The organism is Streptomyces sp. NPDC039430 (assembly GCF_055639435.1).
The window spans coordinates 386455-412371 of sequence record NZ_JBVKAK010000009.1 but is presented as its reverse complement, the minus strand read 5'-3'; the positions used below and the strand labels follow the sequence as shown (position 1 = coordinate 412371).

Genomic DNA, 25917 nt, shown 5'->3' with positions numbered 1-25917 from the left:
CTCCCCCGGCTCAGGGCTCTACTTCTTCGGCTTGTTCGTCTCGACCGCGTGGCCGCCGAACTGATTGCGCAGCGCCGAGACCATCTTCATCTGCGGCGAGTCGTCCTGCCGGGACGCGAACCGCGCGAACAGCGACGCGGTGATCGCGGGCAGCGGCACCGCGTGGTTGATGGCCGCCTCGACCGTCCACCGGCCCTCGCCGGAGTCCTCCGCGTAGCCCTTCAGCTGCTCCAGGTGCTCATCCGCGTCCAGGGCGTTGACCGCCAGGTCCAGCAGCCAGGAACGGATGACCGTGCCCTCCTGCCAGGAGCGGAAGACCTCACGGACATCGGTGACCGAGTCGACGCTCTCCAGCAGCTCCCAGCCCTCGGCATAGGCCTGCATCATGGCGTACTCGATGCCGTTGTGGACCATCTTGGCGAAATGGCCCGCGCCGACCTTGCCGGCGTGCACGGAACCGAAGTTGCCCTCGGGCTTGAGCGCGTCGAAGACCGGCTCGACCTTCGCCACGTTCTCCGGGGTGCCGCCGTACATCAGCGCGTAGCCGTTGTCCAAGCCCCAGACGCCGCCGGAGACACCGCAGTCGACGAAGCCGATGCCCTTGATGCCCAGCTCGACCGCGTGCTTCTCGTCGTCCGTCCAGCGGGAATTCCCGCCGTCCACCACCACGTCGCCGGGCGACAGCAGCTCGGCCAGCTCGTCGATCGTGGCCTGCGTCGCGGCACCGGCCGGAACCATCACCCACACCACTCGCGGACCCTTGAGCTTGCTGACCAGCTCCTGGAGGCTGTGGACGTCGGCGAGGTCCGGATTGCGGTCATATCCGATGACGGTGTGGCCTGCGCGGCGGATTCGCTCGCGCATGTTGCCGCCCATCTTGCCGAGACCGACGAGACCGAGCTCCATCAGGTGTTCCTTAAGCGTTGAGGCGATTCGTACCCGGGTTCGTACCCGGATCCGAGCCTACGCCCGGACCCGGCCACTCACCTGTGGGGTCAGCCGCTCAGGCGTACCGGCATGATCAGGTACTTGTACGCCTCGTCCGCCTCCGCGTCGACGGCCGGGCGGCCGCTGAGCAGCGCCGGCTTCGTGGACGTCGTGAAGGAGAGCTGTGCGACCGGCGAGTCGATCGCGCTCAGCCCGTCGAGCAGGAAGGTCGGGTTGAAGGCGATCGAGATGTCGTCGCCCTCCAGCTGCGCGTCGACACGCTCCACAGCCTGTGCGTCGTCGCTGGAACCGGCCTCCAGGATCAGTACGCCCTGCTCGAAGCTGAGCCGTACCGGGGTGTTGCGCTCGGCGACCAGTGCCACACGCTTGACGGCCTCGACGAACGGGGCGGTCTCGATCACCGCGACCGAGTTGAACTCGGTCGGGAAGAGCGTGCGGTACTTCGGCAGATCACCTTCGAGCAGCCGGGTGGTCGTACGCCGCCCGGCGCCCTCGAAACCGATGAGCCCCTCTCCGGCGCCGGCCCCGGAGAGCGCCAGCGTGACCGTGTCACCGCTGGTGAGGGCCTTGGCGGTGTCCAGCAGCGTCTTGGCGGGCACCAGCGCGACCGCGGACACGTCGGGTGCTTCCGGCTTCCACAGGAACTCACGGACCGCGAAGCGGTAGCGGTCGGTCGAGGCCAGGGTGACCGTGTCGCCCTCGATCTCGATCCGTACACCGGTCAGCACCGGCAGCGTGTCGTCACGGCCCGCGGCGATGGCGACCTGGGAGGCGGCCGAGGCGAAGACCTCACCGGGGACGGTGCCCGTCGCGGTCGGCATCTGCGGCAGCGCGGGGTACTCGTCCACCGGGAGGGTGTGGAGCGTGAAGCGGGAGGAGCCGCAGACCACGGTCGCCCGTACACCGTCTGTGGAAATCTCCACCGGCCGGTTCGGCAGCGCGCGGCAGATGTCGGCGAGGAGCCGGCCGGAGACGAGGACGGTGCCGTCCTCCTCGACCTCGGCGTCCACCGAGACCCGCGCCGAGACCTCGTAGTCGAAGCTGGAGAAGCTGAGAGCGCCGTCCTCGGCCTTCAGCAGAAGGCCTGCGAGTACGGGCGCCGGCGGACGGGCCGGAAGGCTACGGGCCACCCAGGCCACCGCCTCCGCGAGTACATCGCGCTCCACCCGGATCTTCACCGGAACCGCCTCCTGCTGTTGCTGGCTCGCCCTGCTGGCCTTCGTCGTCGGCTGTGATGCCGGGGACCAGTCTGACGTACGGCGCCGACAGTCGGTGCGGCTGCGGGTCAAGTCGGGGCGACGGGTGTCGGAGGCTCCGGGGCCGAGTTGTGCACAGGGCCTTCTTCGAAGCGGATTCCCCGTTAACTCTGAGTGGGAGTAGTAGTAGGGCCTGTGGAAACCGTGGATAACGTCATCCGCGCAGGTCAGACCCGTTTTTTTGTCCACCGACCCTGTGGGCGCAGTCCGTGGACAACTCGGTCGTTCTGTGGACGGGCGAAAGTTCTGCACAACCGATGCACAGGGCACAGGGACTTCTCCCCAGCCGCGTCCCCAGTTTTACCCACGTTCCCCACAGCCCAATCGACCTCCTTGGTGTGATGCCTTTCACTCGACTCAGCGATCCCGGGCGTTTCGTTGCCGAACAGTGGACAGGGGTGTGGAGAAGCTGTGGGAAAGGGAGGCCAGCCTGTGGGCCGCCAGTGGACAACAGCGCCGACGCCCTGTGGACGAATTTTTCGTCCACAGTCTGTGGAGCGGCGTCGGCCACAAATCCACAGGGCTCTGACCTGGGCAGATACGCTTCCGGTCGATGCGCCTGTGGACGCGATCTGGACAACTTCCCGGTCCCCAGGCTGTGGACGGAAGATCGCGACCCGATCTGTGGAGAAGAGCCTTCCACCGCCAGGTATTCGAACAGCCAGTGCCGGGCGGCGACACGCGGACCCGGCCGCCGCGGGGTCCGCACACGCGAAAAGGCGCCCAGAGACCGTCCCGGACGGTGTCCCTGAGCGCCTCGGCGGCGGGCGGAGAGCCGGCTGTCAGCCGTTCTTGATGCGGTTGGTGAGCTCCGTGACCTGGTTGTAGATCGAGCGCCGCTCGGCCATCAGCGCGCGGATCTTCCGGTCCGCGTGCATCACGGTCGTATGGTCCCTGCCTCCGAACTGCGCGCCGATCTTGGGCAGGGAGAGATCCGTCAGCTCACGGCAGAGGTACATCGCGATCTGCCGGGCGGTCACCAGCACCCGGCTCCTCGACGAGCCGCAGAGGTCCTCCACCGTCAGCCCGAAGTAGTCGGCGGTCGCCGCCATGATGGCGCTCGCGGTGATCTCCGGGGCCGAGTCCTCACCGCCCGGGATCAGATCCTTGAGCACGATCTCGGTGAGCCCGAGGTCCACCGGCTGCCGGTTGAGCGAGGCGAACGCCGTCACCCGGATCAGCGCGCCCTCCAGCTCGCGGATGTTCCGCGAGATCCGGGAAGCGATGAACTCCAGTACCTCGGGAGGGGCGTTGAGCTGCTCCTGCACCGCCTTCTTACGGAGGATCGCGATACGCGTCTCCAGCTCAGGCGGCTGGACGTCGGTGGTCAGGCCCCACTCGAAGCGGTTGCGGAGCCGGTCCTCCAGAGTGATCAGCTGCTTGGGCGGCCGGTCCGAGGAGAGCACGATCTGCTTGTTGGCGTTGTGGAGCGTGTTGAAGGTGTGGAAGAACTCCTCCTGCGTCGACTCCTTGCTCGCCAGGAACTGGATGTCGTCGACCAGCAGAATGTCGACATCCCGGTACCGCTTGCGGAAGGTGTCGCCCTTGCCGTCGCGGATCGAGTTGATGAACTCGTTCGTGAACTCCTCGGAACTCACATACCGCACACGCGTACCGGGGTAGAGGCTGCGCGCGTAGTGCCCGATGGCGTGGAGCAGATGCGTCTTGCCGAGCCCGGACTCCCCGTAGATGAAGAGCGGGTTGTACGCCTTCGCCGGGGCCTCGGCGACCGCGACCGCGGCCGCGTGCGCGAACCGGTTGGACGCCCCGATGACGAACGTGTCGAAGAGGTACTTCGGATTCAGCCGCGCGTGCGGCTCGCCCGGACCGGGCGCCGGGGCGGGCTGGGCGCCCAGCGGCCCCAGCGGTCCGCCGCGCGGACCCCCGCGGCCGACATTGGGCCCGCCGCCGTGGCGCGGTGACGGCGGCTCCTGGAGATCGTGCCGTTCGGGGCGCTGCTCGTACGGGGAGTGCTCGGGCCCCTGCGGCTGCCGGTAGTCGTGCTGCGGCTGCTGCTGATGGGCGGTGGCGTACGGATCACGGTCCTGGTAGCCGCCGAGCCGCTGCTGCTGCCAGGACAGGTCCTCCTGGGTCCGCGGCCAGGCGCCGGGATCGGGGCGCTGCTGCTGATAGTCCGGGTACGCGGGCCGTACGGACGGCATGCCGTCGTCCGACGGGCGGTGCCCGTAGCCGCCGTCGTATGTATCGCCCTGCCGCTGCTCGTCGTGGGACGGCCCCTGGTAGCGGTGCTGCTGGGGCACGGGCGGGGCCGGCGGCGTGGGCTCGGCGGCCGAGTCGTCGACGGTGATGGCGATCCGGATGGGCCGGCCGCACTCATGGCTGAGCGTCTCGCTGATGAGAGGGGCGAGCCGGCCCTCCAGGACCCTCTTGCCCCATTCATTGGGGACGGCGAGCAGTGCGGTGTCGGCGACCAGTGCGAGAGGCTGACAGCGTTCGATCCACTGTTTGTCCTTGGGCTCTACGCCCTGCTGGCCCTCCCTGAGGAGCTGCTCCAGCACTCGTGGCCACACTGCGGCAAGATCGGCAGGTACATCAGCCACAAGGCACGCTCTCTCGCAGGTCCAGGTCCCACGAATGTGTGGTTCTCGGGACGGGATGGGAAGACCGGCAGGAAATGAAGCCGGAGTTCAGCCACGGTAGTCAGGGCGACCCGCGCGGTTCAAGTTGTTGTCCACAGCCTGTGCACAATGGAACGCGGCCTGGAACTGGTTTGACCGGATGGCGTAGCCGCGCGTACCGTGACCAGGTCGAGTTGTCGATGGCTGCTGCCGCCTGCCTCCGATGGGCAAAGATCACGATCTGTGGTTATGAAGCGGTGCAATCGAGCGTGATCGCGAGCTTCTCAGGTTCTCGTGGGCGCACGGTGACAGCCAGGCGATGTCCCGCCGTCCACACATCATTTTCTGGAGCCCCCGAGTGAGCAAGCGCACCTTCCAGCCGAACAACCGTCGTCGCGCCAAGACCCACGGGTTCCGGCTGCGGATGCGTACCCGTGCCGGCCGCGCGATTCTCGCGACCCGCCGTGGCAAGGGTCGCGCCCGTCTGTCGGCCTGATCGCCTGATCGCCAACAGGTCATGACGTGCTGCCTACCGAGAATCGGCTGAGGCGGCGCGAGGACTTCGCGACCGCGGTACGCCGGGGACGCCGGGCCGGACGCCCGCTTCTCGTCGTCCATCTACGCAGCGGTGCAACGGACCCGCACGCGCCTGGGGAGAGCGCCTCCCCGACGCGTGCGGGTTTCGTCGTGAGCAAGGCCGTGGGTGGAGCCGTCGTCCGTAACCAGGTGAAGCGGAGACTGCGTCATCTGATACGCGAACGACTGTCCGAGCTGCCCCCCGGTAGCCTGGTTGTCGTACGGGCGCTGCCCGGTGCAGGCGACGCCGAATACGCACACCTGGCCCGAGACCTGGACGCCGCTTTTCAGCGGCTGCTGGGAGGGGGCATGCGATGAAATACCCGCTGCTGGCTCTGATCAAGCTGTACCAGTGGACGATCAGCCCGCTTCTCGGGCCCGTCTGCCGCTACTACCCGTCGTGTTCGCACTACGGATACACGGCCATCGACCGGCATGGCGCGGTGAAGGGCACGGCGCTGACCGCCTGGCGCATTCTGCGGTGCAATCCGTGGTCGCCGGGTGGTGTGGACCATGTCCCGCCGCGCAAACGGCCACGGTGGCATGAATCGCTGCGCAATGCCTGGCGCGGCGATAAGGGCGGACACTCCGCCGCTGGCGTGCCCTCCGGGGGATCGGCCCCCGACGCCCCGAGTCCGGCCGCAGAGACCTCGCCCAAAGCTCAAGGAGCCTGATTAGTGGACACGATTGCCAGTTTCTTCAGTTTTATTACCACACCTGTTTCATGGGTCATCGTCCAGTTTCACTCGCTGTACGGGATGATTTTCGGCCCCGACACGGGCTGGGCCTGGGGACTGTCCATCGTGTCCCTGGTGGTACTGATCCGGATCTGTCTGATCCCGCTGTTCGTCAAGCAGATCAAGTCGACCCGGAACATGCAGGTGCTCCAGCCCAAGATGAAGGCGATCCAGGAGCGCTACAAGAACGACAAACAGCGTCAGTCCGAAGAGATGATGAAGCTGTACAAGGAGACGGGTACCAACCCGCTCTCCTCCTGTCTTCCCATCCTGGCGCAGTCGCCGTTCTTCTTCGCCCTCTACCACGTGCTCTCCAGCATCGCGAGCGGCAAGACCGTCGGCGTCATCGATGACCAGAGGCTGCTGGACAGCGCGCGTCAGGCGCATATCTTCGGTGCCCCGCTGGCCGCCAAGTTCATGGACAGCGCCGACAAGGTCGCGTCCCTGAACGCCTCGCTGACCGATGTGCGGATCGTCACCGCGATCATGATCGTGATGATGTCGGCGTCGCAGTTCTACACGCAGCGCCAGCTGATGACGAAGAACGTCGACCTGACGGTCAAGACGCCGTACATGCAGCAGCAGAAGATGCTGATGTACATCTTCCCGCTGATCTTCGCCGTCACGGGTGTCAACTTCCCCGTCGGTGTGCTCGTCTACTGGCTGACCACCAACGTGTGGACCATGGGCCAGCAGATGTATGTGATCAACCAGAACCCGACCCCGGGCAGCAAGGCCCAGGACCAGTACCTGCAGCGTCTGCTGAAGACCATCACCGCGCACAGTGAGGTGCGGTCCCGCCGTAAGCGCACGATCGTCCAGGCGATCGTGGCCAAGGGACCGGACCGCAATGACAACGAGCGCAAGTTCGTCACGAGCCTGGCCAAGGCGGGGCTGGCCGCGCAGCCCGACGGAACGGTACTCAAGAGCGACACCGCAGCCGCCGAGGCCGAGTCCGGTGCCGCGGCGAGGCGGCACCAGCCCAAGCGCCAGACCAAGGCGAAGCGGCAGGCCGCCTCCGCCCAGTCGGGTACGGACAAGCCCGACCAGCCCAAGGACTCCGCGGCCGCTGGTGAGCCGGCGAAGACTTCGTTGCAGAAGGGCGAGCCGCAGGACACCAAGTCCACGCCGTCGGGCAAGCCCGCCGCCGGTTCCGCACGCCAAGCCAAGTCGGGGCAGCGTAAGGGCCAGCAGCGGCCCAAGCACCCGTCCAAGAAGTAAGAAGGAGTCCATCCGTGACGGAAGGCACCATCTCCGCCGCCGAGTCCGCCGACGAGGGGGGCGACACCCTGACCCGCCTGGAGCAGGAAGGGGAGATCGCGGCCGACTACCTCGAAGGTCTGCTCGATATCGCTGATCTCGACGGCGATATCGACATGGACGTCGAGGCCGACCGGGCCGCGGTCTCGATCATCAGCGACTCGGCGCGGGATCTGCAGAAGCTTGTCGGACGCGACGGTGAGGTGCTGGAGGCACTTCAGGAGCTGACTCGGCTCGCCGTGCACCGGGAGACCGGCGACCGCAGCCGGCTGATGCTGGACATCGCCGGCTTCCGGGCCAAGAAGCGCACCGAGCTGGCCCAGCTGGGCGCCAAGGCCGCGGACGAGGTGAAGAGCACCGGTGAGCCGGTGAAGCTGAAGCCCATGACGCCCTTCGAGCGGAAGGTCGTGCATGACGCGGTCGCCGCCGCAGGGCTGCGGAGTGAGTCCGAGGGCGAGGAGCCGCAGCGCTTCGTCGTGGTGCTCCCTGCCTGAGTGGTCCATTCTTTTCGGCCCCGTCTGTTGCGCAGACGGGGCCGAGTTTTGTCAGCCTGATAGTCAGCCACCGGCCGGTGGTTCGGTATGGAAGGACGGTTCCCGTGACGGAGGCAGCAGAGCTTCCCCCCGCACCGGATGAGGCGCGCACTGTTTTCGGTGAGTTCTTTCCGGAGGCTGTCCGCTACGCGGAACTACTGGCGGACGCGGGGGTCAAGCGTGGCCTGATCGGCCCGCGTGAGGTCCCGCGGCTGTGGGAGCGGCACCTGCTGAACTGCGCGGTGCTCTCCGAGGTCGTGTCCGAGGGCGTGACGGTCTGCGATGTCGGTTCGGGCGCGGGGCTTCCCGGGATCCCGCTGGCGCTGGTACGGCCCGATCTGAAGATCACGCTGCTGGAACCGCTCCTGCGGCGGACGAACTTTCTTCAGGAAGTCGTCGAGCTGCTCGGTCTGGAGCATGTGACGGTGGTGCGTGGCCGTGCCGAGGAGGTCCTCGGCACCCTGCAGCCGGTCCATGTGGTGACGGCGCGCGCGGTGGCTCCGCTGGACAGGCTGGCGGGCTGGGGGGTGCCCCTGCTGCGGCCGTACGGGGAGATGCTGGCCCTCAAGGGCGACACCGCCGAGGAGGAGATCAACGGGGCCCGCGCGGCACTGAGCAGGCTCGGTGTGGTGGAGACCTCGGTCCTGCATGTCGGCGAGGGTGTCGTCGACCCGCTGGCCACCGTGGTGCGGGTGGAGGTCGGGGAGAGCCCCGGCGGTGTGCGGTTCGCCACGAAGCGAGCCAAGGCCGCGCGGGCCGGCCGAGCGCGGCGGCGCCGCTGAGCCGTACAGTCCGTACTGCCTATCAGTGATGCTCCATACAAGCTGCCATACCTATGCAACGCGGAGTGTCGTGACGGTGTAGCTCTGCGGCCCGTGCATCGTGTTTCACGTGAAACGTCGCTCACTGCTGCAGGGAATCATCGGCCGGGGCCGCGCTGCTGCTACACCGCGCGGCCGAAAGCCCCTCGCAAGGGGGACGGAGTTGTCCACAGTGATGGATTCCTCCACAGAACCACGGGCCTCGCTGGTTCACGACCCCGAAAGCATGGCAGGCTCTGTCCATTGCGAGTCTGAAGTCGAGGAGAGTGAATCCTTGCGGTCCGACGCCAACATCGCGGGACCGATGACCGATCCGGTCCCCGGTCCCCGTACCGAGTCGGCGGGGGAGGATGTTTCACGTGAAACACCGCCCCCGATGGACGACACCCCCATTGGCCGTGCTGCCCAACTGGCGGTGGAGGCACTGGGCCGCGCCGGTGAGGGTCTGCCCCGCCCAGAGCAGACGCGTGTCATGGTCGTCGCCAACCAGAAGGGCGGCGTAGGGAAGACCACCACCACGGTCAATCTCGCCGCCTCGCTCGCGCTCCATGGCGCGCGCGTGCTGGTGGTCGACCTCGACCCTCAGGGCAACGCCTCCACGGCGCTCGGGATCGACCATCACGCCGAAGTTCCCTCGATCTATGACGTCCTGGTGGAGAGCAAGCCACTCTCGGAAGTGGTCCAGCCCGTCCCGGACGTCGAAGGTCTCTTCTGTGCCCCGGCCACCATCGATCTCGCCGGTGCGGAGATCGAGCTGGTCTCGCTGGTGGCACGGGAGAGCCGACTGCAGCGGGCGATCGAAGCGTACGAGCAGCCGTTGGACTACATCCTCATCGACTGCCCGCCCTCGCTCGGCCTGCTGACCGTCAATGCGATGGTCGCCGGCGCGGAGGTGCTGATCCCCATTCAGTGCGAGTACTACGCGCTGGAGGGGCTGGGGCAGCTGCTGAGGAACGTCGACCTGGTGCGGGGGCATCTCAACCCCACGCTGCATGTCTCGACGATCCTGCTCACCATGTACGACGGCAGGACGCGGCTCGCCTCGCAGGTAGCGGAGGAGGTACGGAGCCACTTCGGCAAGGAGGTGCTGCGGACGAGCATCCCTCGGTCCGTACGTATCTCCGAGGCACCGAGCTATGGGCAGACGGTGCTGACCTACGATCCGGGGTCCAGTGGATCCCTGTCGTATCTCGAAGCCGCCCGTGAGATCGCGCTACGGGGGGTCGGGGTCCACTACGACGCCCAGCAGGCCCATGTGGACAGTCAGAACAGTCAGCAGAGTATGTCGGAGGGGATCCAGTGAGCGAGCGACGCAGGGGATTGGGACGTGGGCTCGGTGCGCTGATCCCTGCTGCTCCGCAGGAGAAGCAGGTGACCTCTCCAGGAGCGGCCGACGCCACTCCGGGGGCGGCTCCCGTACTGACCGCGGAGAGGGGGGTGGCCGCAGCGAAGGTGACATCGCTGCCACAGGCCTCCACGGCGCCGGAGGCCGAGACGGTCGCGCCGGAGTTCGAGGCAGCGCCCGAGCCGGCGGCGACGGCAGGAGCGCACTTCGCCGAAGTGCCGATCGACTCCATCACGCCGAACCCCCGCCAGCCGCGCGAGGTGTTCGACGAGGACGCCCTCGCCGAGCTGATCACCTCCATCAAAGAAGTCGGTCTCCTCCAGCCCGTGGTCGTACGGCAGGTGGGGTCGGAGCGCTACGAGCTCATCATGGGCGAGCGGCGCTGGCGGGCTTGCCGGGAAGCCGGACTGGAGCGCATTCCGGCGATCGTCCGCGCGACCGACGACGAGAAGCTGCTGCTCGACGCGCTGCTGGAGAACCTGCACCGTGCCCAGCTGAATCCGCTGGAAGAAGCCGCGGCCTACGACCAGTTGCTCAAGGACTTCAACTGCACGCATGACCAGCTGGCCGACCGGATCGGCCGCTCACGTCCGCAGGTCTCCAACACGCTCCGGCTGCTGCGCCTCTCTCCCCCGGTGCAGCGCAGGGTCGCCGCCGGTGTGCTCTCGGCCGGTCATGCGAGGGCGCTGCTCGCGCTGGACGACTCCGAGGAACAGGACCGGCTGGCGCATCGCATCGTGGCCGAGGGGCTCTCGGTGCGCGCGGTCGAGGAGATCGTGACCCTGATGGGTTCGCGTCCGCAGAACTCCTCCAAGTCGAAGGGTCCGCGGGCCGGCGCCCGGCTGTCCCCGGCGCTGACTGATCTCGCGTCACGTCTCTCGGACCGTTTCGAGACCCGCGTAAAGGTCGACCTGGGCCAGAAGAAGGGAAAGATCGTCGTCGAGTTCGCTTCGATAGACGATCTGGACCGGATTCTCGGCACCCTCGCCCCCGGCGAGGGGCGCGTCCTGGACAAGGGACTCGCTGAGGAAGCCGGGGAAGACGACGAGAGCTGAGGCTCTCAAACAGCCCTTGGGCGGGCCGTGTTCCACACTTACCGGAACACGGCCCGCCCTTTGCTGTCTCGCAGTGTGCCGGACATCTACGGGTGGATACGATGCGTTCTGGTATGGCGCATCCACCTTGACCCATCCCGGAAGGAGCACGGGGGCCATGCGATCGGTGAGCCGCAGTCGGCTGGTATCGGCTGGACTGGGTCTTGGAGTGCTCGGCGGTTTCGTCGGCAGCCTGCTTCGGGAGCGGAGCGCGCTGACGGCCGCCCGCGGCGCGGCAGGCGAAGGAAGTGAGGAACAGCCTCCATGGGGCGTCGGCTCGTACCGCTCACGCTGGACAATCTTTCCGACCTCCCCAAGCGCTGCCGAGCGTGTGTCTTCTGGGAGCTTGATCCGGTCAGCGGGGAAGCAGCGGTAGGGGCAGGCAGGGCCGAGGCGGAGAAGGAGGCTTGGATCTCCGCCGTTCTGCTGGAGTGGGGATCCTGCGGCCGCGTTGTGTATATCGACGATGTGCCGGTCGGCTTTGTGCTGTACGCGCCTCCGGCGTACGTGCCGCGGTCCATGGCTTTCCCGACGAGCCCGGTCTCCCCGGATGCCGTCCAGCTGATGACCGCGTGGATGATGCCGGGGTACCAGGGGCAGGGGCTCGGCCGGGTGATGGTGCAGACCGTGGTGAAGGATCTGCTGCGGCGGGAGTTCAAGGCGATCGAAGCCTTCGGTAACGCCCGCTGGAAGGAACCGGCCTGTGTGCTCCCCGCGGATCATCTGCTGGCGGTGGGTTTCAAGACCGTACGTCCGCATCCGACGTATCCACGGCTGAGGCTGGAGCTGCGGACCACGCTCTCCTGGAAGGAAGACGTGGAGCTGGCGCTGGACCGGCTGCTGGGAGCCGTCAAGAAGGAACCCGCGCTACGGCCGCTCTGAGCCGGGCAGCGCCTACGGAAAGAGGAACGGGCCGACTCCCCCCGTGGGGGAGTCGGCCCGTTTCACGTGAAACATCGAGGGCCCGGGGCCGCCGACTCACTGGCCGATGAAGTCCTCAAGGTCACGGACGAGCGCGGCCTTGGGCTTGGCCCCGACGATGGTCTTGGCGACCTCGCCGTTCTTGTAGACGTTCAGCGTAGGAATGGACATGACGCCGTACTTGGCTGCCGTGGCCGGGTTCTCGTCGATGTTGAGCTTGACGATCTCGATCTTGTCGCCGTGCTCGGCCGCGATCGCCTCAAGCGACGGGGCGATCTGGCGGCACGGTCCGCACCAGGCGGCCCAGAAGTCCACCAGTACGGGCTTGTCGCTCTTGAGTACGTCGTCGTCGAACGACGCGTCGGTCACATGCTTCAGGTCGCCGGCCACGGCGGCCTCCTTAGATTCGCGGGGTGTGGGTCGGTACAGCTGGTCAGACGGTGGCGGTCTTCTCCGGCTCGGCGTTCTCGCTGTCGCTCAGCGCGGCGAGGAAACGCTCGGCGTCGAGAGCGGCGGAGCAACCGGTGCCCGCAGCGGTGATCGCCTGGCGGTAGGTGTGGTCGACGACATCACCGGCGCCGAAGACACCGGACAGGTTCGTCCGTGTCGACGGGGCGGCGACGGTCAGGTAGCCCTCGGCGTCCAGATCGAGCTGGCCCTTGAACAGCTCGGTCCGCGGGTCGTGGCCCACCGCGATGAACAGACCGGTCACGGGGAGCGCGGAGGTCTCGCCGGTCTTGGTGTTGCGCAGGGTCAGACCGGAGAGCTTCTGCTCGCCGTGGATCTCGGCGACCTCACTGTTCCAGGCGAACTTGATCTTGGGGTCGGCGAAGGCGCGGTCCTGCATCGCCTTGGAGGCACGCAGCGTGTCCCGGCGGTGGACGATCGTGACGGACTTGGCGAAGCGCGACAGGAAGGTGGCTTCCTCCATCGCGGTGTCGCCGCCACCCACCACAGCGATGTCCTGGTCCTTGAAGAAGAAGCCGTCGCAGGTGGCGCACCAGGAGACACCGCGGCCCGAGAGCGCGTCCTCGTTGGCCAGGCCGAGCTTGCGGTGCTGGGAGCCGGTCGTGACGATCACGGCCTTGGCCCGGTGCACGGTGCCGGCCGTGTCGGTGACCGTCTTGATGTCACCGCTGAGGTCGACCGCGACGACATCGTCCGGGACGAGCTCGGCGCCGAAGCGTTCCGCCTGTGCCCGCATGTTGTCCATCAGGTCCGGGCCCATGATGCCGTCCCGGAAGCCCGGGAAGTTCTCCACATCGGTGGTGTTCATCAGCGCACCACCGGCGGTGACGGCGCCCTCGAAGACCAGCGGCTTCAGCGATGCACGCGCGGTGTACAGCGCGGCCGTATAGCCGGCGGGCCCGGAGCCGATGATGATCACATTACGGACGTCGCTCACGGGTTCTTCCTCGTCTCTGCAGACTGCCTACTGGGGCCGGATCAACGACTTTCACCCCATCCAACGGATCCTACGGGTCCTGCATTCCCGAGGCGTCCCGGCTCCACGAAGGGGGTTCGTCAGCGGCGGAGGTAGGCGTGCTCCAGGAGGACTTGCCCCTTGCCCGAAGGATCGCTGTCGACGCAGGCCGCGTCGATCACATAAGCCTGCACCTGAGTGCTGTCGGTGGCGTGCGGCAGCACGACGAGGTAGGCGCTGCTGCCCCGGTACGTACCCGGCTCGGCGGCGAGGGCAGGCGCGGTGCTGCCCGTGCCCTGTCGGATGCAGGGCGGGATCTCGGGCTCGGGCTGGAGCAGTGGCGAATTCGCCGTGCTCCGGTCACCCCCGGCATCGCGAGGCTCCTCGGCTTGCGGACTCTTGGATTCCTTGACCGGGGCGCCCGGGTCAAGCAGCGCGTCCACGCGGCTCTGGAGGTGGGCTTCCGAGAACTCCTTGCCGTTCCTCGGGGCGCTGACCGCGGAATCGGCCTTGGAGCCGCTGGTGCTGTTCGACACCCCGAGCGACTGGATCAGAAGGACGCTGACACCCACGGCCGCCGTGCCGAAGACGGCCCCCAGGACGGCGTTGCGGCGGCGCCGGCGCAGGTGCCCACCGCGGCCGGGACCGGTGGCCGCCCTCGGACGGCTGGCGGGCCGGTCCGTTCGTCCTGAGTCCGCCGAGGGGGACTCCGCGGGGGCCGGCGGTCCGGTCGGGGTGGCAACGGACGGCGTCGCGGGCGTGGGGGGCGAGGAGGTCCGGGGCGACGGCGATGTTTCACGTGAAACATCCACGGTCTCATCAGGGGCAGTGGCGTTCAGGAGCGCTTCCGCCGCCAGAGCGGCATCGATACGTTCGGCGACATCGGCCGGCATCCGAGGTGGTCCGGGCAGCGTGCCCAGCAGTCCCCGGATCTCTTCGAGTGAGTCATGGACATCCGCGCACAGAGCGCAGCCGTCGAGATGGCTTCGTACAGCGGCGCTGCGGGACGGCGAGAGCAGTCCCTCCGCGAGGTCGGAGATCTCCGAGACATCCGGGTGCTGAGCCGTGTCGGTCGTAGATGTCACGCGCGCCCACCTCCGCCCTTCACTCCAGCAGGATCACTCGGTCCTGAGTCTGTTGGTTCCGCTGCCGGTGGGACGGATGCCCCCGGCGTCCGGTTCCTTCCCCGGACGAGACCGCTGTTATCCCTGGTGGCCCCGCGTAGATGCGTGAGCATGGGCAGCAGTCTGGCCCGACCGCGTGCGCAGCGGCTCTTCACCGTTCCGGTGGGCACACCCAGCACCGCGGCGGCCTCTGCCACTGGGTAGCCCTGCATGTCGACGAGTACCAGGGCCGCCCGCTGGTCGACGGGGAGTTTGGCCAGCGCCGCCAGCAGCTCACGGTGGAGATCCTGGCGCTCCGCGGGGGCCTCCGCCGACTCGTGGGGCTCAAGCAGCTGCTCCAGCCGCTCGGTGTCGTCCACGGGGGAGGTCCTGCGTGAGGCGGCCTTGCGAGCCCGGTCGAGACAGGCGTTGACGGTGATGCGGTGCAGCCAGGTGGTCACGGCGGACTGCCCGCGGAAGGTGTGGGCCGCCCGGAAAGCGGAGACCAGTGCGTCCTGGACCGCGTCGGCGGCTTCCTCCCTGTCGCCCAGCGTCCGCAGGGCTACCGCCCAGAGCCGGTCCCGGTGGCGGCGTACCAGCTCGCCGAAGGCATGAGGGTGGCCCGCGACATGAGCGCTCAGCAGGTCCTGGTCGCTTGAGTCGCCGAGTGCGGCATCGTCCAACAGTGAGCCCCCCTCCCCTGATCCCTCAGCCGGTGAACGTGATCTCGGAGATTCCCCCGCGGAAGCGGTCGGCAGACCTGTCCGTGGGCAGTTCGGTGATGTGGATCAATACGTACCGGGTTCGCACGGGCTTGTCGAGAGTGGTCTTGAGAGTTCCGCCCACTGTCTCCAGCTTCGTGAGGCGCTGAGAGAAGTCCGCGAGCGCCGACGGGTCCGACGCGTCCGCGTCCGCCGCGAGTACCTCGGCCTTCTGGCCGCTGCGATACATGTCGATGTCGATACCGGACACGTTCCGCACACTGCCCAGATCGACGATGATTCCGCTGCCTTGCTTGCGGTCCGGCAGATTCCCGAAGTTCGGGTAGTTCTGATACTGGAGCGTGATCCACGCTGTTCCGGGCTTGCCGTCGATGGCGTTCGGCACAAGGGCCGGCTTTATCCCGGACCCGCTGGGCATGAACTCCGCCGCATCGGCGATCCGCAGCGGCTTGGGGGGATTGGCCGCCTTGTCGTCGCCGGTGGCCGGCTGGGTGGGCGTGGGGTCGTTCTCGCTGCCCTGGTCGAGGAGGCGGTCGGCGACCTGCCAGCTGCCGAGCCCCAGCGCGGCGATGAGGAGCGCGGCGACGGTCCACTTGAGCGCCTTGCCGGTACGGCTCTGGAGCGGGGGCGGCGGGGGTGTCACCGGCGGCAGGGGCGGGGTGCCGAGGCCCGGCTGTGAGCGTCCGTAGGTGCCCTGCTGGTAGGTGGTGCGCTGGTACTCCGGCGGAGCCGTGAACGTGGGCTCGGGCGGCCTGATGCGAGGCATCTCCGCGACGGCCGCGGCCAGCTCGTCGGGGGTCGTGCACGGCGGTTCCTGCCGGGAGGCGGTGGCGCCGTCATTGACCAGGGCGCGCATGGCGAGCTCGGAGAGACCGCGGTGGATCCCGGCACGGACCTGGTCGGGGGCGATGAGCCCGACGCCCTTGGGAAGGCCCGAGAGTCCGTACGCGTCGGCTTCGTAGGGCCAGCGCTGGGTCAGCGCCGCGTAGAGGAGCGCGCCGATCGCCTCCGTGTCGGTGCGCTGCGGCCGGTCCGCGCTGATCCCGCGCAGAGCGGCGTTCACGGCGAGGCCGCGGATGCGGTACTGCCCGGTGGACGTACGCAGCACCGCCCCGGGAGTCAGCCGCAGATGGGCGAGGCCCTCACGGTGGGCCGCCGCCATGGCCTGGGAGACCTGGCTGACGAGCTGGTACGCCTCGTGGGCCTCCAGCGGCCCCGCGGCGAGGAGCGCGGTCAGCTCGATGGCGTCGGGCAGCCACTCGTGAACGACATAGACGAGGTCGTTCTCCTCGACGGCGTCCAGGACCTGCACGAAGCGGGGGTCGCCGAGCAGGGCGGAGGACCGGGCCGCCGCCAGTACGGAACGGGCCCGCGGATGGTCGGCCGGGAGGAGATGCACGCCGACGGCGCGGCGGAGCTTCTCGTCGACCGCCCGCCAGCTGCTGAAACCGTCCAGACGGGTGACGCACTCCTCCAGACGGTAGCGTCTGGCGAGTTTATGGCCGCTGTGCAGCTCGGGCGCAGAGATGCCCGGCTCGGTGTTCTGCCGTTCGCTGCCCGTGTCCGAGGCGGACTTCTCCGCCTCGTCCCGGGCTTCCGCCAACCCGTCGGTCGTGGCCTTGCCCGCCTTGGCGGCCAGCGGCTCATCACCGCTGTTGTCGGCCACGTCGACGGCAGCCGTGCTACGTTCCGCCACCGTCGCTCCTGCCTCCCCATCCGTTGCGCACTATCCAACAGCCAAGCCAATTGTGCCCACAGTTGGACGCTATGCACGACACGCGGCAGCCGGTGATGGTTGTGCTGGACGCCGCCGCGTTTACCGTCCGAGGCGTCCGCGCACCATGCCGACCATGGCGTTCATCTCTTCGATCCGCATCTTCTTCGCCGCGACGAAGAAGAGGGCCAGCAGGGCGAGACCGCCGCCGAGCAGTGCCGCCAGCGAGCTGAGGGCGCTGCTGCCCAGAGCGTTCAGGACGGCGTAGGCGATCGCACCGGCCGCGAGGGCCCCGGGGACGGCCGCCAGGCAGAGCCGGGCGTACGTACGCAGGACGCGGCCACCGTCCAGATCGCCGCCCAGCCGGTTCCGCAGCCTGCGCCAGGCGACACCGACCCCGACCGCGTAGGCGAGCCCGTAGGAGGCGGCCATGCCGACCACGGCCCAGCGTGAGGGCAGAACCACATACGAGACGCCGGAGGCGGCGGCGTTGACCGCGGCGACGATGACCGTGTTGTAGAAGGGCGTCCGGGTGTCCTCGTAGGCATAGAAGCCGCGCAGGACGACGTACTGCACGGAGTACGGGATGAGTCCGAGGGCGAACGCCATCAGGATGAAGCCCATGGAGCGCGCCGATTCCAGGCCGCTGGACGAGAACATCAGGATCGACAGCGGGACACCCAGCGCGAGGAACCCGAAGGCGATCGGCACGATGGCGACCGCCGAGTTGCGCAGTCCCTGGGAGATGTCGTCGCGTACGGCCCCGGGGTCGCCGTCGTGGGCGGCGCGGGAGATCCTGGGCAGCAGGGCGGCCATCACGGAGACGGTGATGATGGCCTGCGGCATGCCCCAGATCAGCTGGGCGTTGCTGTAGGCGAGGATGCCCGTGCCGTCCTTGCCGGAGGCGACGCCGGCGGCGGTGGCGAGCTGGGTGACGACCAGGACCCCGGCCTGGTTGGCGAGGACGAACAGAACCGTCCACTTGGCCAGCTTGACCGTCTTGCCGAGGCCGTGGCCCTTCCAGTCGAAGCGCGGGCGGAACCGGAAACCGGTCTCCCGGAGGTAGGGGATCATCGCGAGCGCCTGGACGACCAGACCGAGCAGCGTACCGATGCCCAGCAGCCGCACACCGTCCGCCGGGATCGTCTTCACGGTCATACCCGAGTCGGCTGCGGTGCCGTACACCCAGATGAACAGACCGAACGTGGTGATCATGACGATGTTGTTGAGGACCGGAGTCCACATCATCGCGCCGAACTTCCCGCGCGCGTTGAGGATCTGGCCCATCACCACATGCACACCCATGAAGAAGATCGTGGGCAGGCAGTAGCGGGCGAAGGTGACGGCGACGTTGTTCGCGGACGCGTCACTGGCGATCGGGTCGGACATCAGACGCACCAGCCATGGCGCCCCGAACACGGCGAGGGCCACGATCGCGCCGAGTGCCACCATGACGAGGGTCAGCAGCCGGTTGGCATAGGCCACGCCACCGTCGTCGTCGTTCTTCATCGCCCGCACGAGCTGCGGGACGAACACGGAGTTGAGGCCGCCTCCGACGGTGAGGATGTAGATCATCGTCGGCAGTGTGTACGCGACGGTGAAGGAGTCACCGAGCAGGGCCGCGCCCAGTGCGGCGGTGATCACCAGGCTGCGTACGAAGCCGGTGAGCCGGGAGACCAGCGTGCCCGCGGCCATCAGGGCGCTGGACTTGAGCAGACCGGCGGCCTTGCCTCCCGACTTCTTGGGGGGCGGCGGCGCGGGCGCTGCCTCGGGCTCCGGCGCGGTCAGTACCTGGCCCGTGCCCTGCTGGTCGCGGTAGAGGTGAGCGAACGCGTCCGGATGGGAGTCCTCGTCACCGGCCCGGGAGACCAGGTCGTCGAGACCGGTGAACTGGGTGGTCCTCGGGTCGTCCCCGTACGGGAGATGGCGCGTCGGGCCGGAGGGCTCGGGCGGCGGGGTCTGGGCCCAGACCCGGGGATCGGGCGCGTTCTGCGGGGTGGGCGGCTGCTGGTAGAGCTGGTGGGCCTCCGGATAGGTGCCGGGAGGCGGCGGCGGATGTGAGGCGCGGTCGTACAGCGCCTCCGTCACCGGATCCTGTGCGGAGAGGTCCTGTGACCAGTAGGGGTCCCGGCTGTAGGCATCCTGGACATAGGGATCCTGGGCAGACGGCGGAGTGGGCGGAATCCGGCCCGCCGGGTCGCCACCCGCGCCCTGCCCACGGTCACCGTCGTACGGCGCGTTCATGGTTACCCCACCTCATCGTCCCCGGCCGACCGGCCACGACATCGCTCAACGGTCCACTTTCTCACCCGCGCCCGACGCGTCCGCGCTTTCCGGACCGGTGTCCGGTGTCGGGTCACTCGGCTGCCCGGGATCTGTGTCCTCAGGGGCCCGCGCGCCGTCCGTGCTCCGCGTGTCCCGCGCCGTCCCGTCCGCGTCGGTGCCGTCCGCGCTGTCGTCGCCGCTGTCCGTGTCCTCGGCGGCCGCCTTACGGGCCACCGCGCGCTTGCGCTGGCTGTACATCTTGACCCCTGCGAGGACGAGAAGCAGCACACCGCCGGCGATGACGAGCATCACGGTGGGGGTGATCTCGGAGACCTTGACCTGGAACGTCATCGGGCTGCCGTACGGCGTGCCGTCCACCGTGTAGAGCTGGGCGGTCACCTGCACCGGCCCGTTGGCGTTGCCGGCCCCGGTGAACTTGACCGACTGGCTGTGCCCGCCGTCGATCTTGATCGGCCGCTCCGCGACCGCTCGGTCACCGTCCAGTTTGAGCCGCGTCGGGTTGTCGGATTGCAGGCGCAGCACCAGATTCTGGACGCCCTGCAACAGCTGGTTCTGGACGGTCACGGGGATCGTCGCACTGCGTCCCGACAGGGTCAGCACGGACTTCGGGATGAGCTGCACCTCGGTGGTGAGGCCCACCAGATAGTCGTCCACTGTGTTGCGGTACTGCTCGGCCTCTTCCGGCTCCCCGCGCCACGAGGTCGACATCGCCCGGCCGATCGCGTTGCCGAAGGGCGCGGCCACCCGGTCCGGAGCGCTGAGGATGGCCTTGAAGTTGTCGAGTCGCTCCTGCGTCTCCTTGATGTCCAGGAAGACCTCGGTCGACAGCTCCTGGTCCCGCAGCTTCTTCGGGTAACGCGAGGAGCCGGGCACCTTGGTGGTGGCGTCCGCGTCGGGGGTGGCCGCTGCCGCCGCGATCAGATCGGACGGCTCGGTCCAGCGCTCGGAGTCCAGGCCCCGTAGCGCGCGCGCCATCGACTGTGCCTGGGCGGCGCTCGGCATCCGCTGGGGAGCGACGACGATACTGCGCTCGTTCTCCGGGTTCTGCAGCGTCACGGCCAGCGACTGGGCGAGGAACCTCTGGACGGCGAGGGTGGACGCGCCGGCCGTCGACATATCCCCCTGGAAGGCCGTGGAGAGCCGGGTGTCGGCGACGACGGCTGTCGTGCCTCCGCCGATCGGCCGTGCCGCGGTGGGGGTGTACGGCAGGTTGTCCTGGAGGCTGTCGCTGCGGGTGATGATCTCGTGGGCACCCGCCGAGGTCGCGACATCGACGATCGAGGGATCGATCGCACCGTCCACGGGCCAGGCGAAGTCGACGGACGGCTTCACATGGAGGATGGTCTCCACGGTCTTCCCGGCCACATCCGTGGCGGGCTGCAGATGACTGAGCGCTCCGGAGACGTCCTTGCCGCGGTGAGCCAGCGACGCCAGGTCCGGATCGGCGAACGGCAGTGCGACCACCTTGCCGCCCTTCACCGCCTTCTCCAAGGAGTCGAGCCACTTGGTGGCCACGGCCTGGTTCTTGCCGGGGACCGTCGTGTCCCCGCTTCTGACCTGGTAGTTCTTGGTCATGGCGTCGGCCGTGGCGAGCAGATCGGGGTCGATCACCCAGGTGACGGGAAGCTGACTGCCGAGGGAGACCATCTGCTCAAGCCGCTCGCCGGGGGCCAGCTCCGCGGCCAGGTCGTCGTTCTCGAAGACGGGGGTCTGCTGATCGTCCGAGCCGGTCTCCGCGGACAGGCGCGTCGACGAGATCAGCGGCCAGAGGACGCTGAGCTGTGTCTTCTCCTCCGTCGCGTCCGGCTGCCAGGGCAGGAACGTGCGCTGGATGCCCAGCACCTGGTCGTACGGCGCGGACGAGGTCTTGCCGGTCAATGAGACACCGAGCTGATAGACGCCGTCCTGGCCGAGCCCGAGCTTGCTGACCGGTACCGAGAGCGAGAAATCCTGGGAGATGCCGACGTCGAGCTTCGGAATGGTGACTTTGTACTTGCCGCCGATCGGAGCCACATCGCCCGAGGTCCCGGTGCGCTCGGCGGCGTCATCGATGGCCGTCCTGCCGTACATCCGCGGGCCGACGCGCAGATCGACCTGGGCGTCGCTGATGGCGTTCTTGCCCTCGTTGGTCACCGTCCCCGAGACGGTGAGCGTGTCGCCCTTCACCGGCGCGCTGGGGGCCAGTGTGTCGATCGACACATGGACCGCACGGGAGCCGGTGGCCGTCGGAGCGGCTTGGGCCGCGGGCGCTGCCGTCCCGGCCAGCAGACCTGCCAGGAGCGGCGCCCCGGCGAGCACGGAGGCTGTGCGCCGCAACCACCGGCGGGCAGGAGAATGACCCATCCCCTGGAAGTCTGCCGCCTCCGCCACGCGCTCGCCCGTCCCTCGTCATCGTCGGTTGCCGTTGGTGGTTGTCAATTGTCGCGTCCACGCATGGTAACGATGTGCGCTGTGGCGAAGTGCTGGGGACTGCTCCACATGATCGGAAGAATCTCATGAGCCACCGGAAACCTCCGCATCGAGGCTGGGCGGGCCGAAACGGGAGCGCCCGCGGGGGCCGCGGCACGTACCCTTTTCTGTTGTGCCGAAAGCCAATGAAGACAATCCCCGTGCCCTCAGTCAGGTGCAGCGCCGCGCGGTCAGCGAACTGCTGCGGGTGTCCCCCGTCGCCGACGACCTCGCCCGCCGGTTCCAGGATGCCGGATTCACCCTCGCCCTCGTCGGCGGCTCGGTCAGGGACGCCCTTCTCGGCCGGCTCGGCAACGACCTGGACTTCACGACCGATGCCCGGCCCGAGGACGTTCTGAAGATCGTCAGGCCTTGGGCGGATTCGGTGTGGGAAGTGGGGATCGCCTTCGGCACGGTCGGTGTCCAGAAGGATGCCCGTGTCGGAGACGTGGATCAGCGCTTCCAGATCGAGGTCACGACCTACCGCTCGGAGGCCTACGACCGGACATCACGCAAACCCGAGGTGTCGTACGGCGACTCCATCGAGCAAGACCTCGTGCGCCGGGACTTCACGGTGAACGCGATGGCCGTCGCGCTGCCGCAGAAGGAGTTCATCGATCCCCACGGCGGGCTGGAAGATCTCTCCGCCCAGGTGCTGCGGACCCCCGGCACCCCCCAGGAGTCCTTCTCCGACGATCCTCTGCGGATGCTGCGGGCCGCACGGTTCGCCGCGCAGCTGGACTTCGAGGTGGCCCCGGAAGTGGTCGAGGCCATGAAGGACATGTCCGGCCGTATCGAGATCGTCTCGGCCGAACGTGTACGGGACGAGCTGAACAAGCTGATCCTCTCCGGTCACCCGCGCAAGGGTCTGGCGCTGCTCGTCGACACCGGGCTCGCCGACCGCGTGCTGCCCGAGCTGCCGGCGCTGCGCCTGGAGAGCGACGAGCACCACCGGCACAAGGACGTCTATGAGCACTCGCTGACCGTCCTGGAGCAGGCCATCGACCTTGAGGAGAACGGGCCGGACCTGGTGCTGCGGCTGGCCGCGCTGCTGCACGATATCGGCAAGCCGCGGACGCGCCGCTTCGAGAAGGACGGCAGGGTCTCCTTCCACCACCACGAGGTGGTGGGCGCGAAGCTGACCAAGAAGCGGATGACCGCGCTCAAGTACTCCAACGAGATGGTGAGGGATGTCTCCCGGCTGGTGGAGCTGCACCTGCGCTTCCACGGCTACGGAACGGGCGAGTGGACCGACTCGGCGGTGCGACGCTACGTACGCGATGCCGGGCCCCTGCTCGACCGGCTCCACAAACTGACCCGGTCGGACTGCACCACGCGTAACAAGCGCAAGGCGAACACTCTCTCCCGCGCCTATGACGGCCTGGAGGAGCGCATCGTCCAGCTTCAGGAGAAGGAGGAGCTGGACGCCATCAGGCCCGATCTGGACGGCAACCAGATCATGGAGACCCTGGGTGTCGGCCCCGGACCGGTGATCGGCGCCGCGTACACGTTCCTCCTGGAGCTGCGGCTGGAGAACGGCCCCATGGAGCACGACACGGCCGTCGCCGCCCTCAAGGAGTGGTGGGCCACGCAGAACTGAACCGGCGCGGGTCATGTTTCACGTGAAACATGACCCGCGCGTGATGCTCCGGGGGCGATGTTTCACGTGAAACATCGCCCCCGTGCTCTGTACGTCAGGGTCGCGGCCACGACGAGATAGAGCACGGCCACCGTTGCCACAAGCGGTACGGAGCGGCCATCCTGCGGCAGCATCAGCGCGGCCACCCCCGCCGCGCCGACGAAGGCGACATTGAAGAGGACGTCGTAGAGGGAGAAGACCCGGCCGCGGAAGTCGTCGTCCACCGCTGTCTGCACCACTGTGTCCGTGGCGATCTTCGCCCCCTGGGTGATCAGGCCGAGGACGAAGGCGGCGGCCAGGACGGGCGTGGGTGCGAAGGTCAGCCCCAAGGCCGGCTCCAGTACGGCCGCCGCTCCCGCGCACAGTGCCATCCACCCGAAGGCGCCCAGTCGTCCCACCGCCCAGGGCGTGAGGACCGCGGCGGCGAAGAACCCCGCTCCGGAGATGGCGACGGCCAGTCCGAGCAGCGCGAGCCCGTCGGCCTCCCGCTCCGTCCAGGCGTATCTGCAGAGCATCAGCACCATCACCGTCAGCGCCCCGTAGCAGAAGCGCATCACCGTCATGGCGGCCAGCGCGCCGGCCGCGGCCCGCCGCTCCGCGAGATGCCGCACTCCGTCCGCCAGTCCGCGCGCACTGGAGGACAGGGCGGTCCTCAGCCGCGGCCGGTCCCGTGACGGCTCGCCGGGCCCCAGCAGCTCGCGCGCCAGCAGGAGTGAGGTGAGCGCCCCGCAGAGATAGAGCATGGCGCCCAGCAGTACCACGGCGGCGTCGGAGTCGGCGATCGTCAGTCGTACGACGAAGGCGAGTCCGCCGCCCATGGTCGCGGCGAGCGTTCCGGCGGTCGGGGAGAGAGAGTTCGCGAGGACGAGCCGCTCATCGTCGACCACATGCGGCAGCGCGGCCGAGAGCCCGGCGAGAACGAACCGATTGACGGCGGTCACGGACAGCGCCGCGAGGTAGAAGAGCCAGTCGGGCACGGACGCGACGATCAGTACCGCCGTACAGCCCGCGAGGAGAGCCCGCAGCAGATTCCCGTACAGAAAGACCTGGCGGCGCTGCCAGCGGTCCAGCAGCACCCCGGCGAACGGGCCGACCAGTGAATACGGCAGCAGGAGGACGGCCATCGCGGAGGCGATCGCGCCGGGCGAGGTCTGTTTCTCCGGGGAGAAGACGACATAGGTGGCGAGCGCCACCTGGAAGACGCCGTCGGCCGCCTGGGAGAGCAGCCGGACCGCCAGCAGTCGGCGGAAGTTTCCGAGGCGCAGGAGCACACGCAGATCACGCACGACAGGCATGTGAGCCAGCGTCACACACCGGGCTCCGGCACATACGAGAAGGGTCGCCGGACCGCTGGTCCGGCGACCCTTCTCGTGGTGGCGGGGAGGCCGCGCTCTAGCGCTCGACCTCGCCGGCGATGAACTTCTCGACGTTCTCGCGGGCCTGGTCGTCGAAGTACTGGACCGGCGGCGACTTCATGAAGTACGAGGACGCGGAGAGGATCGGGCCGCCGATGCCGCGGTCCTTGGCGATCTTCGCGGCGCGGACGGCGTCGATGATGACACCCGCGGAGTTCGGGGAGTCCCAGACCTCCAGCTTGTACTCCAGGTTCAGCGGGACGTCACCGAAGGCGCGGCCCTCAAGGCGGACGTACGCCCACTTGCGGTCGTCGAGCCAGGCGACATAGTCCGACGGGCCGATGTGGACGTTGTCGGCACCCAGATCACGGTCGGGGATCTGGGAGGTGACGGCCTGCGTCTTCGAGATCTTCTTGGACTCCAGGCGCTCACGCTCCAGCATGTTCTTGAAGTCCATGTTCCCGCCGACGTTCAGCTGCATCGTGCGGTCCAGGACAACGCCCCGGTCCTCGAAGAGCTTCGCCATGACGCGGTGCGTGATCGTCGCGCCGACCTGCGACTTGATGTCGTCACCGACGATCGGGACACCGGCCTCGGTGAACTTGTCCGCCCACTCCTTCGTGCCGGCGATGAAGACCGGGAGGGCGTTGACGAAGGCGACCTTGGCGTCGATGGCGCACTGCGCGTAGTACTTCGCGGCGTCGTCGGAACCCACGGGCAGGTAGCAGACCAGGACGTCGACCTGCTTGTCCTTGAGGATCTGGACGATGTCCGCCGGCGCCTCGGGTGACTCCTCGATCGTCTGGCGGTAGTACTTGCCCAGACCGTCGAGGGTGTGGCCGCGCTGGACGGTGACGCCCGAGGACGGCACGTCGCAGATCTTGATGGTGTTGTTCTCGCTGGCGCCGATGGCGTCCGCGAGGTCGAGGCCGACCTTCTTCGCGTCAACGTCGAAGGCGGCCACGAACTCGATGTCCCGCACGTGGTACTCGCCGAACTGGACATGCATCAGCCCCGGTACCTTGCCCGCCGGGTCGGCGTCCTTGTAGTACTCGACGCCCTGCACCAGTGAGGCGGCGCAGTTGCCCACGCCGACGATGGCTACGCGTACCGAACCCATTCCGGTTGCTCCCTGTGTGATGTCAGTGTTCGTGATG

At 68.2% G+C, this 25917-nt stretch carries 22 protein-coding genes; 10 read left to right on the top strand and 12 right to left on the bottom strand.

Translation table 11 applies throughout. The annotated features are described in order from the left end of the window. Window positions 1-18: 18 nt before the first annotated feature. From gnd to dnaA, 3 genes are all read right to left on the bottom strand, one after another. Window positions 19-906 carry a phosphogluconate dehydrogenase (NAD(+)-dependent, decarboxylating) gene (gene gnd / locus ACZ7LS_RS24320; protein ID WP_129767283.1) on the bottom strand — a complete coding sequence of 296 codons (888 nt, stop codon included), beginning with the start codon at window positions 904-906 and terminating at the stop codon, window positions 19-21. Window positions 907-995: 89 nt separating this feature from the next. Next, entirely contained in the window at window positions 996-2126 is a 1131-nt protein-coding gene (gene dnaN, locus ACZ7LS_RS24315) for a DNA polymerase III subunit beta (RefSeq protein WP_030354377.1), read from the bottom strand. Between the two features lie 860 nt (window positions 2127-2986). Then, window positions 2987-4765, bottom strand: a complete 1779-nt coding sequence (gene dnaA, locus ACZ7LS_RS24310; RefSeq protein WP_382674835.1) for a chromosomal replication initiator protein DnaA — start codon at window positions 4763-4765, stop codon at window positions 2987-2989. Window positions 4766-5141: 376 nt separating this feature from the next. Here dnaA and rpmH point away from each other — a divergent pair, with 376 nt between their 5' ends. The 9 genes from rpmH to ACZ7LS_RS24265 all read left to right on the top strand — a co-directional run bounded on the left by rpmH (window position 5142) and on the right by ACZ7LS_RS24265 (window position 12031). Further along, entirely contained in the window at window positions 5142-5279 is a 138-nt protein-coding gene (gene rpmH / locus ACZ7LS_RS24305) for a 50S ribosomal protein L34 (RefSeq protein ID WP_030354375.1), read from the top strand. A gap of 26 nt (window positions 5280-5305) precedes the next feature. Continuing rightward, window positions 5306-5677 (top strand): ribonuclease P protein component, encoded by a 372-nt coding sequence (gene rnpA, locus ACZ7LS_RS24300; protein ID WP_382674839.1) that lies wholly within the window; start codon window positions 5306-5308, stop codon window positions 5675-5677. Then, complete coding sequence (gene yidD / locus ACZ7LS_RS24295) at window positions 5674-6033, top strand: membrane protein insertion efficiency factor YidD (RefSeq protein WP_129767286.1); 360 nt, start codon at window positions 5674-5676, stop codon at window positions 6031-6033. The genes rnpA and yidD overlap by 4 nt, the downstream gene beginning before the upstream one ends. A gap of 3 nt (window positions 6034-6036) precedes the next feature. After that, window positions 6037-7317, top strand: coding sequence for a membrane protein insertase YidC (gene yidC / locus ACZ7LS_RS24290; protein WP_385136144.1), 1281 nt, complete (start codon window positions 6037-6039; stop codon window positions 7315-7317). A gap of 14 nt (window positions 7318-7331) precedes the next feature. After that, a complete protein-coding gene (locus ACZ7LS_RS24285) occupies window positions 7332-7850 on the top strand; it encodes a Jag family protein (RefSeq protein WP_129767288.1) in 519 nt (172 codons plus the stop codon). 104 nt (window positions 7851-7954) lie between these two features. Then, window positions 7955-8671: a 16S rRNA (guanine(527)-N(7))-methyltransferase RsmG gene (gene rsmG / locus ACZ7LS_RS24280; RefSeq protein WP_382674843.1), complete on the top strand. Its 717-nt coding sequence runs from the start codon at window positions 7955-7957 to the stop codon at window positions 8669-8671. 265 nt (window positions 8672-8936) lie between these two features. Continuing rightward, window positions 8937-10013: a ParA family protein gene (locus ACZ7LS_RS24275; RefSeq protein ID WP_382525312.1), complete on the top strand. Its 1077-nt coding sequence runs from the start codon at window positions 8937-8939 to the stop codon at window positions 10011-10013. Beyond that, window positions 10010-11110 (top strand): ParB/RepB/Spo0J family partition protein, encoded by a 1101-nt coding sequence (locus ACZ7LS_RS24270; protein WP_382881584.1) that lies wholly within the window; start codon window positions 10010-10012, stop codon window positions 11108-11110. The genes ACZ7LS_RS24275 and ACZ7LS_RS24270 overlap by 4 nt, the downstream gene beginning before the upstream one ends. 303 nt (window positions 11111-11413) lie before the next feature. Then, complete coding sequence (locus tag ACZ7LS_RS24265; protein ID WP_129767292.1) at window positions 11414-12031, top strand: GNAT family N-acetyltransferase; 618 nt, start codon at window positions 11414-11416, stop codon at window positions 12029-12031. A gap of 96 nt (window positions 12032-12127) precedes the next feature. Here the strand turns inward: ACZ7LS_RS24265 and trxA are convergent, their stop codons facing one another. From trxA to ACZ7LS_RS24230, 7 genes are all read right to left on the bottom strand, one after another. Continuing rightward, window positions 12128-12460 (bottom strand): thioredoxin, encoded by a 333-nt coding sequence (gene trxA, locus ACZ7LS_RS24260; RefSeq protein WP_382525315.1) that lies wholly within the window; start codon window positions 12458-12460, stop codon window positions 12128-12130. 43 nt (window positions 12461-12503) lie between these two features. After that, window positions 12504-13475, bottom strand: a complete 972-nt coding sequence (gene trxB, locus ACZ7LS_RS24255) for a thioredoxin-disulfide reductase (RefSeq protein WP_382525317.1) — start codon at window positions 13473-13475, stop codon at window positions 12504-12506. Window positions 13476-13594: 119 nt separating this feature from the next. Then, window positions 13595-14578, bottom strand: coding sequence for an anti-sigma factor family protein (locus ACZ7LS_RS24250; protein ID WP_385136148.1), 984 nt, complete (start codon window positions 14576-14578; stop codon window positions 13595-13597). Beyond that, complete coding sequence (sigM, locus tag ACZ7LS_RS24245; RefSeq protein ID WP_385136151.1) at window positions 14575-15279, bottom strand: RNA polymerase sigma factor SigM; 705 nt, start codon at window positions 15277-15279, stop codon at window positions 14575-14577. The genes ACZ7LS_RS24250 and sigM overlap by 4 nt, the downstream gene beginning before the upstream one ends. Before the next feature lie 25 nt (window positions 15280-15304). Then, a complete protein-coding gene (locus ACZ7LS_RS24240; RefSeq protein WP_385136154.1) occupies window positions 15305-17014 on the bottom strand; it encodes a protein kinase family protein in 1710 nt (569 codons plus the stop codon). 120 nt (window positions 17015-17134) lie between these two features. Beyond that, window positions 17135-19276 (bottom strand): murein biosynthesis integral membrane protein MurJ, encoded by a 2142-nt coding sequence (gene murJ, locus ACZ7LS_RS24235; RefSeq protein WP_382674858.1) that lies wholly within the window; start codon window positions 19274-19276, stop codon window positions 17135-17137. A 45-nt stretch (window positions 19277-19321) separates the two neighbouring features. After that, window positions 19322-21688: a DUF6049 family protein gene (locus tag ACZ7LS_RS24230; protein ID WP_385136157.1), complete on the bottom strand. Its 2367-nt coding sequence runs from the start codon at window positions 21686-21688 to the stop codon at window positions 19322-19324. Window positions 21689-21899: 211 nt separating this feature from the next. Between ACZ7LS_RS24230 and ACZ7LS_RS24225 the strand changes: the two genes are divergently transcribed. After that, window positions 21900-23366, top strand: a complete 1467-nt coding sequence (locus ACZ7LS_RS24225; protein WP_382674864.1) for a CCA tRNA nucleotidyltransferase — start codon at window positions 21900-21902, stop codon at window positions 23364-23366. 62 nt (window positions 23367-23428) lie between these two features. On the opposite strand, the gene ACZ7LS_RS24220 is transcribed toward ACZ7LS_RS24225, so the two are convergent. After that, window positions 23429-24700 carry an MFS transporter gene (locus tag ACZ7LS_RS24220; RefSeq protein WP_382525330.1) on the bottom strand — a complete coding sequence of 424 codons (1272 nt, stop codon included), beginning with the start codon at window positions 24698-24700 and terminating at the stop codon, window positions 23429-23431. 97 nt (window positions 24701-24797) lie between these two features. Further along, window positions 24798-25880: an inositol-3-phosphate synthase gene (locus tag ACZ7LS_RS24215; protein ID WP_382522291.1), complete on the bottom strand. Its 1083-nt coding sequence runs from the start codon at window positions 25878-25880 to the stop codon at window positions 24798-24800. Window positions 25881-25917: the final 37 nt, after the last annotated feature.

Coding starts and splice junctions, on each gene's coding strand:
- ACZ7LS_RS24220 (WP_382525330.1), bottom strand. CDS start 24,700: ATGCCTGTCGTGCGTGATCTGCGTGTGCTCCTGCGCCTCGGAAACTTC.
- gnd (WP_129767283.1), bottom strand. CDS start 906: ATGGAGCTCGGTCTCGTCGGTCTCGGCAAGATGGGCGGCAACATGCGC.
- ACZ7LS_RS24265 (WP_129767292.1), top strand. CDS start 11,414: ATGGGGCGTCGGCTCGTACCGCTCACGCTGGACAATCTTTCCGACCTC.
- yidD (WP_129767286.1), top strand. CDS start 5,674: ATGAAATACCCGCTGCTGGCTCTGATCAAGCTGTACCAGTGGACGATC.
- ACZ7LS_RS24215 (WP_382522291.1), bottom strand. CDS start 25,880: ATGGGTTCGGTACGCGTAGCCATCGTCGGCGTGGGCAACTGCGCCGCC.
- ACZ7LS_RS24275 (WP_382525312.1), top strand. CDS start 8,937: ATGGCAGGCTCTGTCCATTGCGAGTCTGAAGTCGAGGAGAGTGAATCC.
- murJ (WP_382674858.1), bottom strand. CDS start 19,276: ATGAACGCGCCGTACGACGGTGACCGTGGGCAGGGCGCGGGTGGCGAC.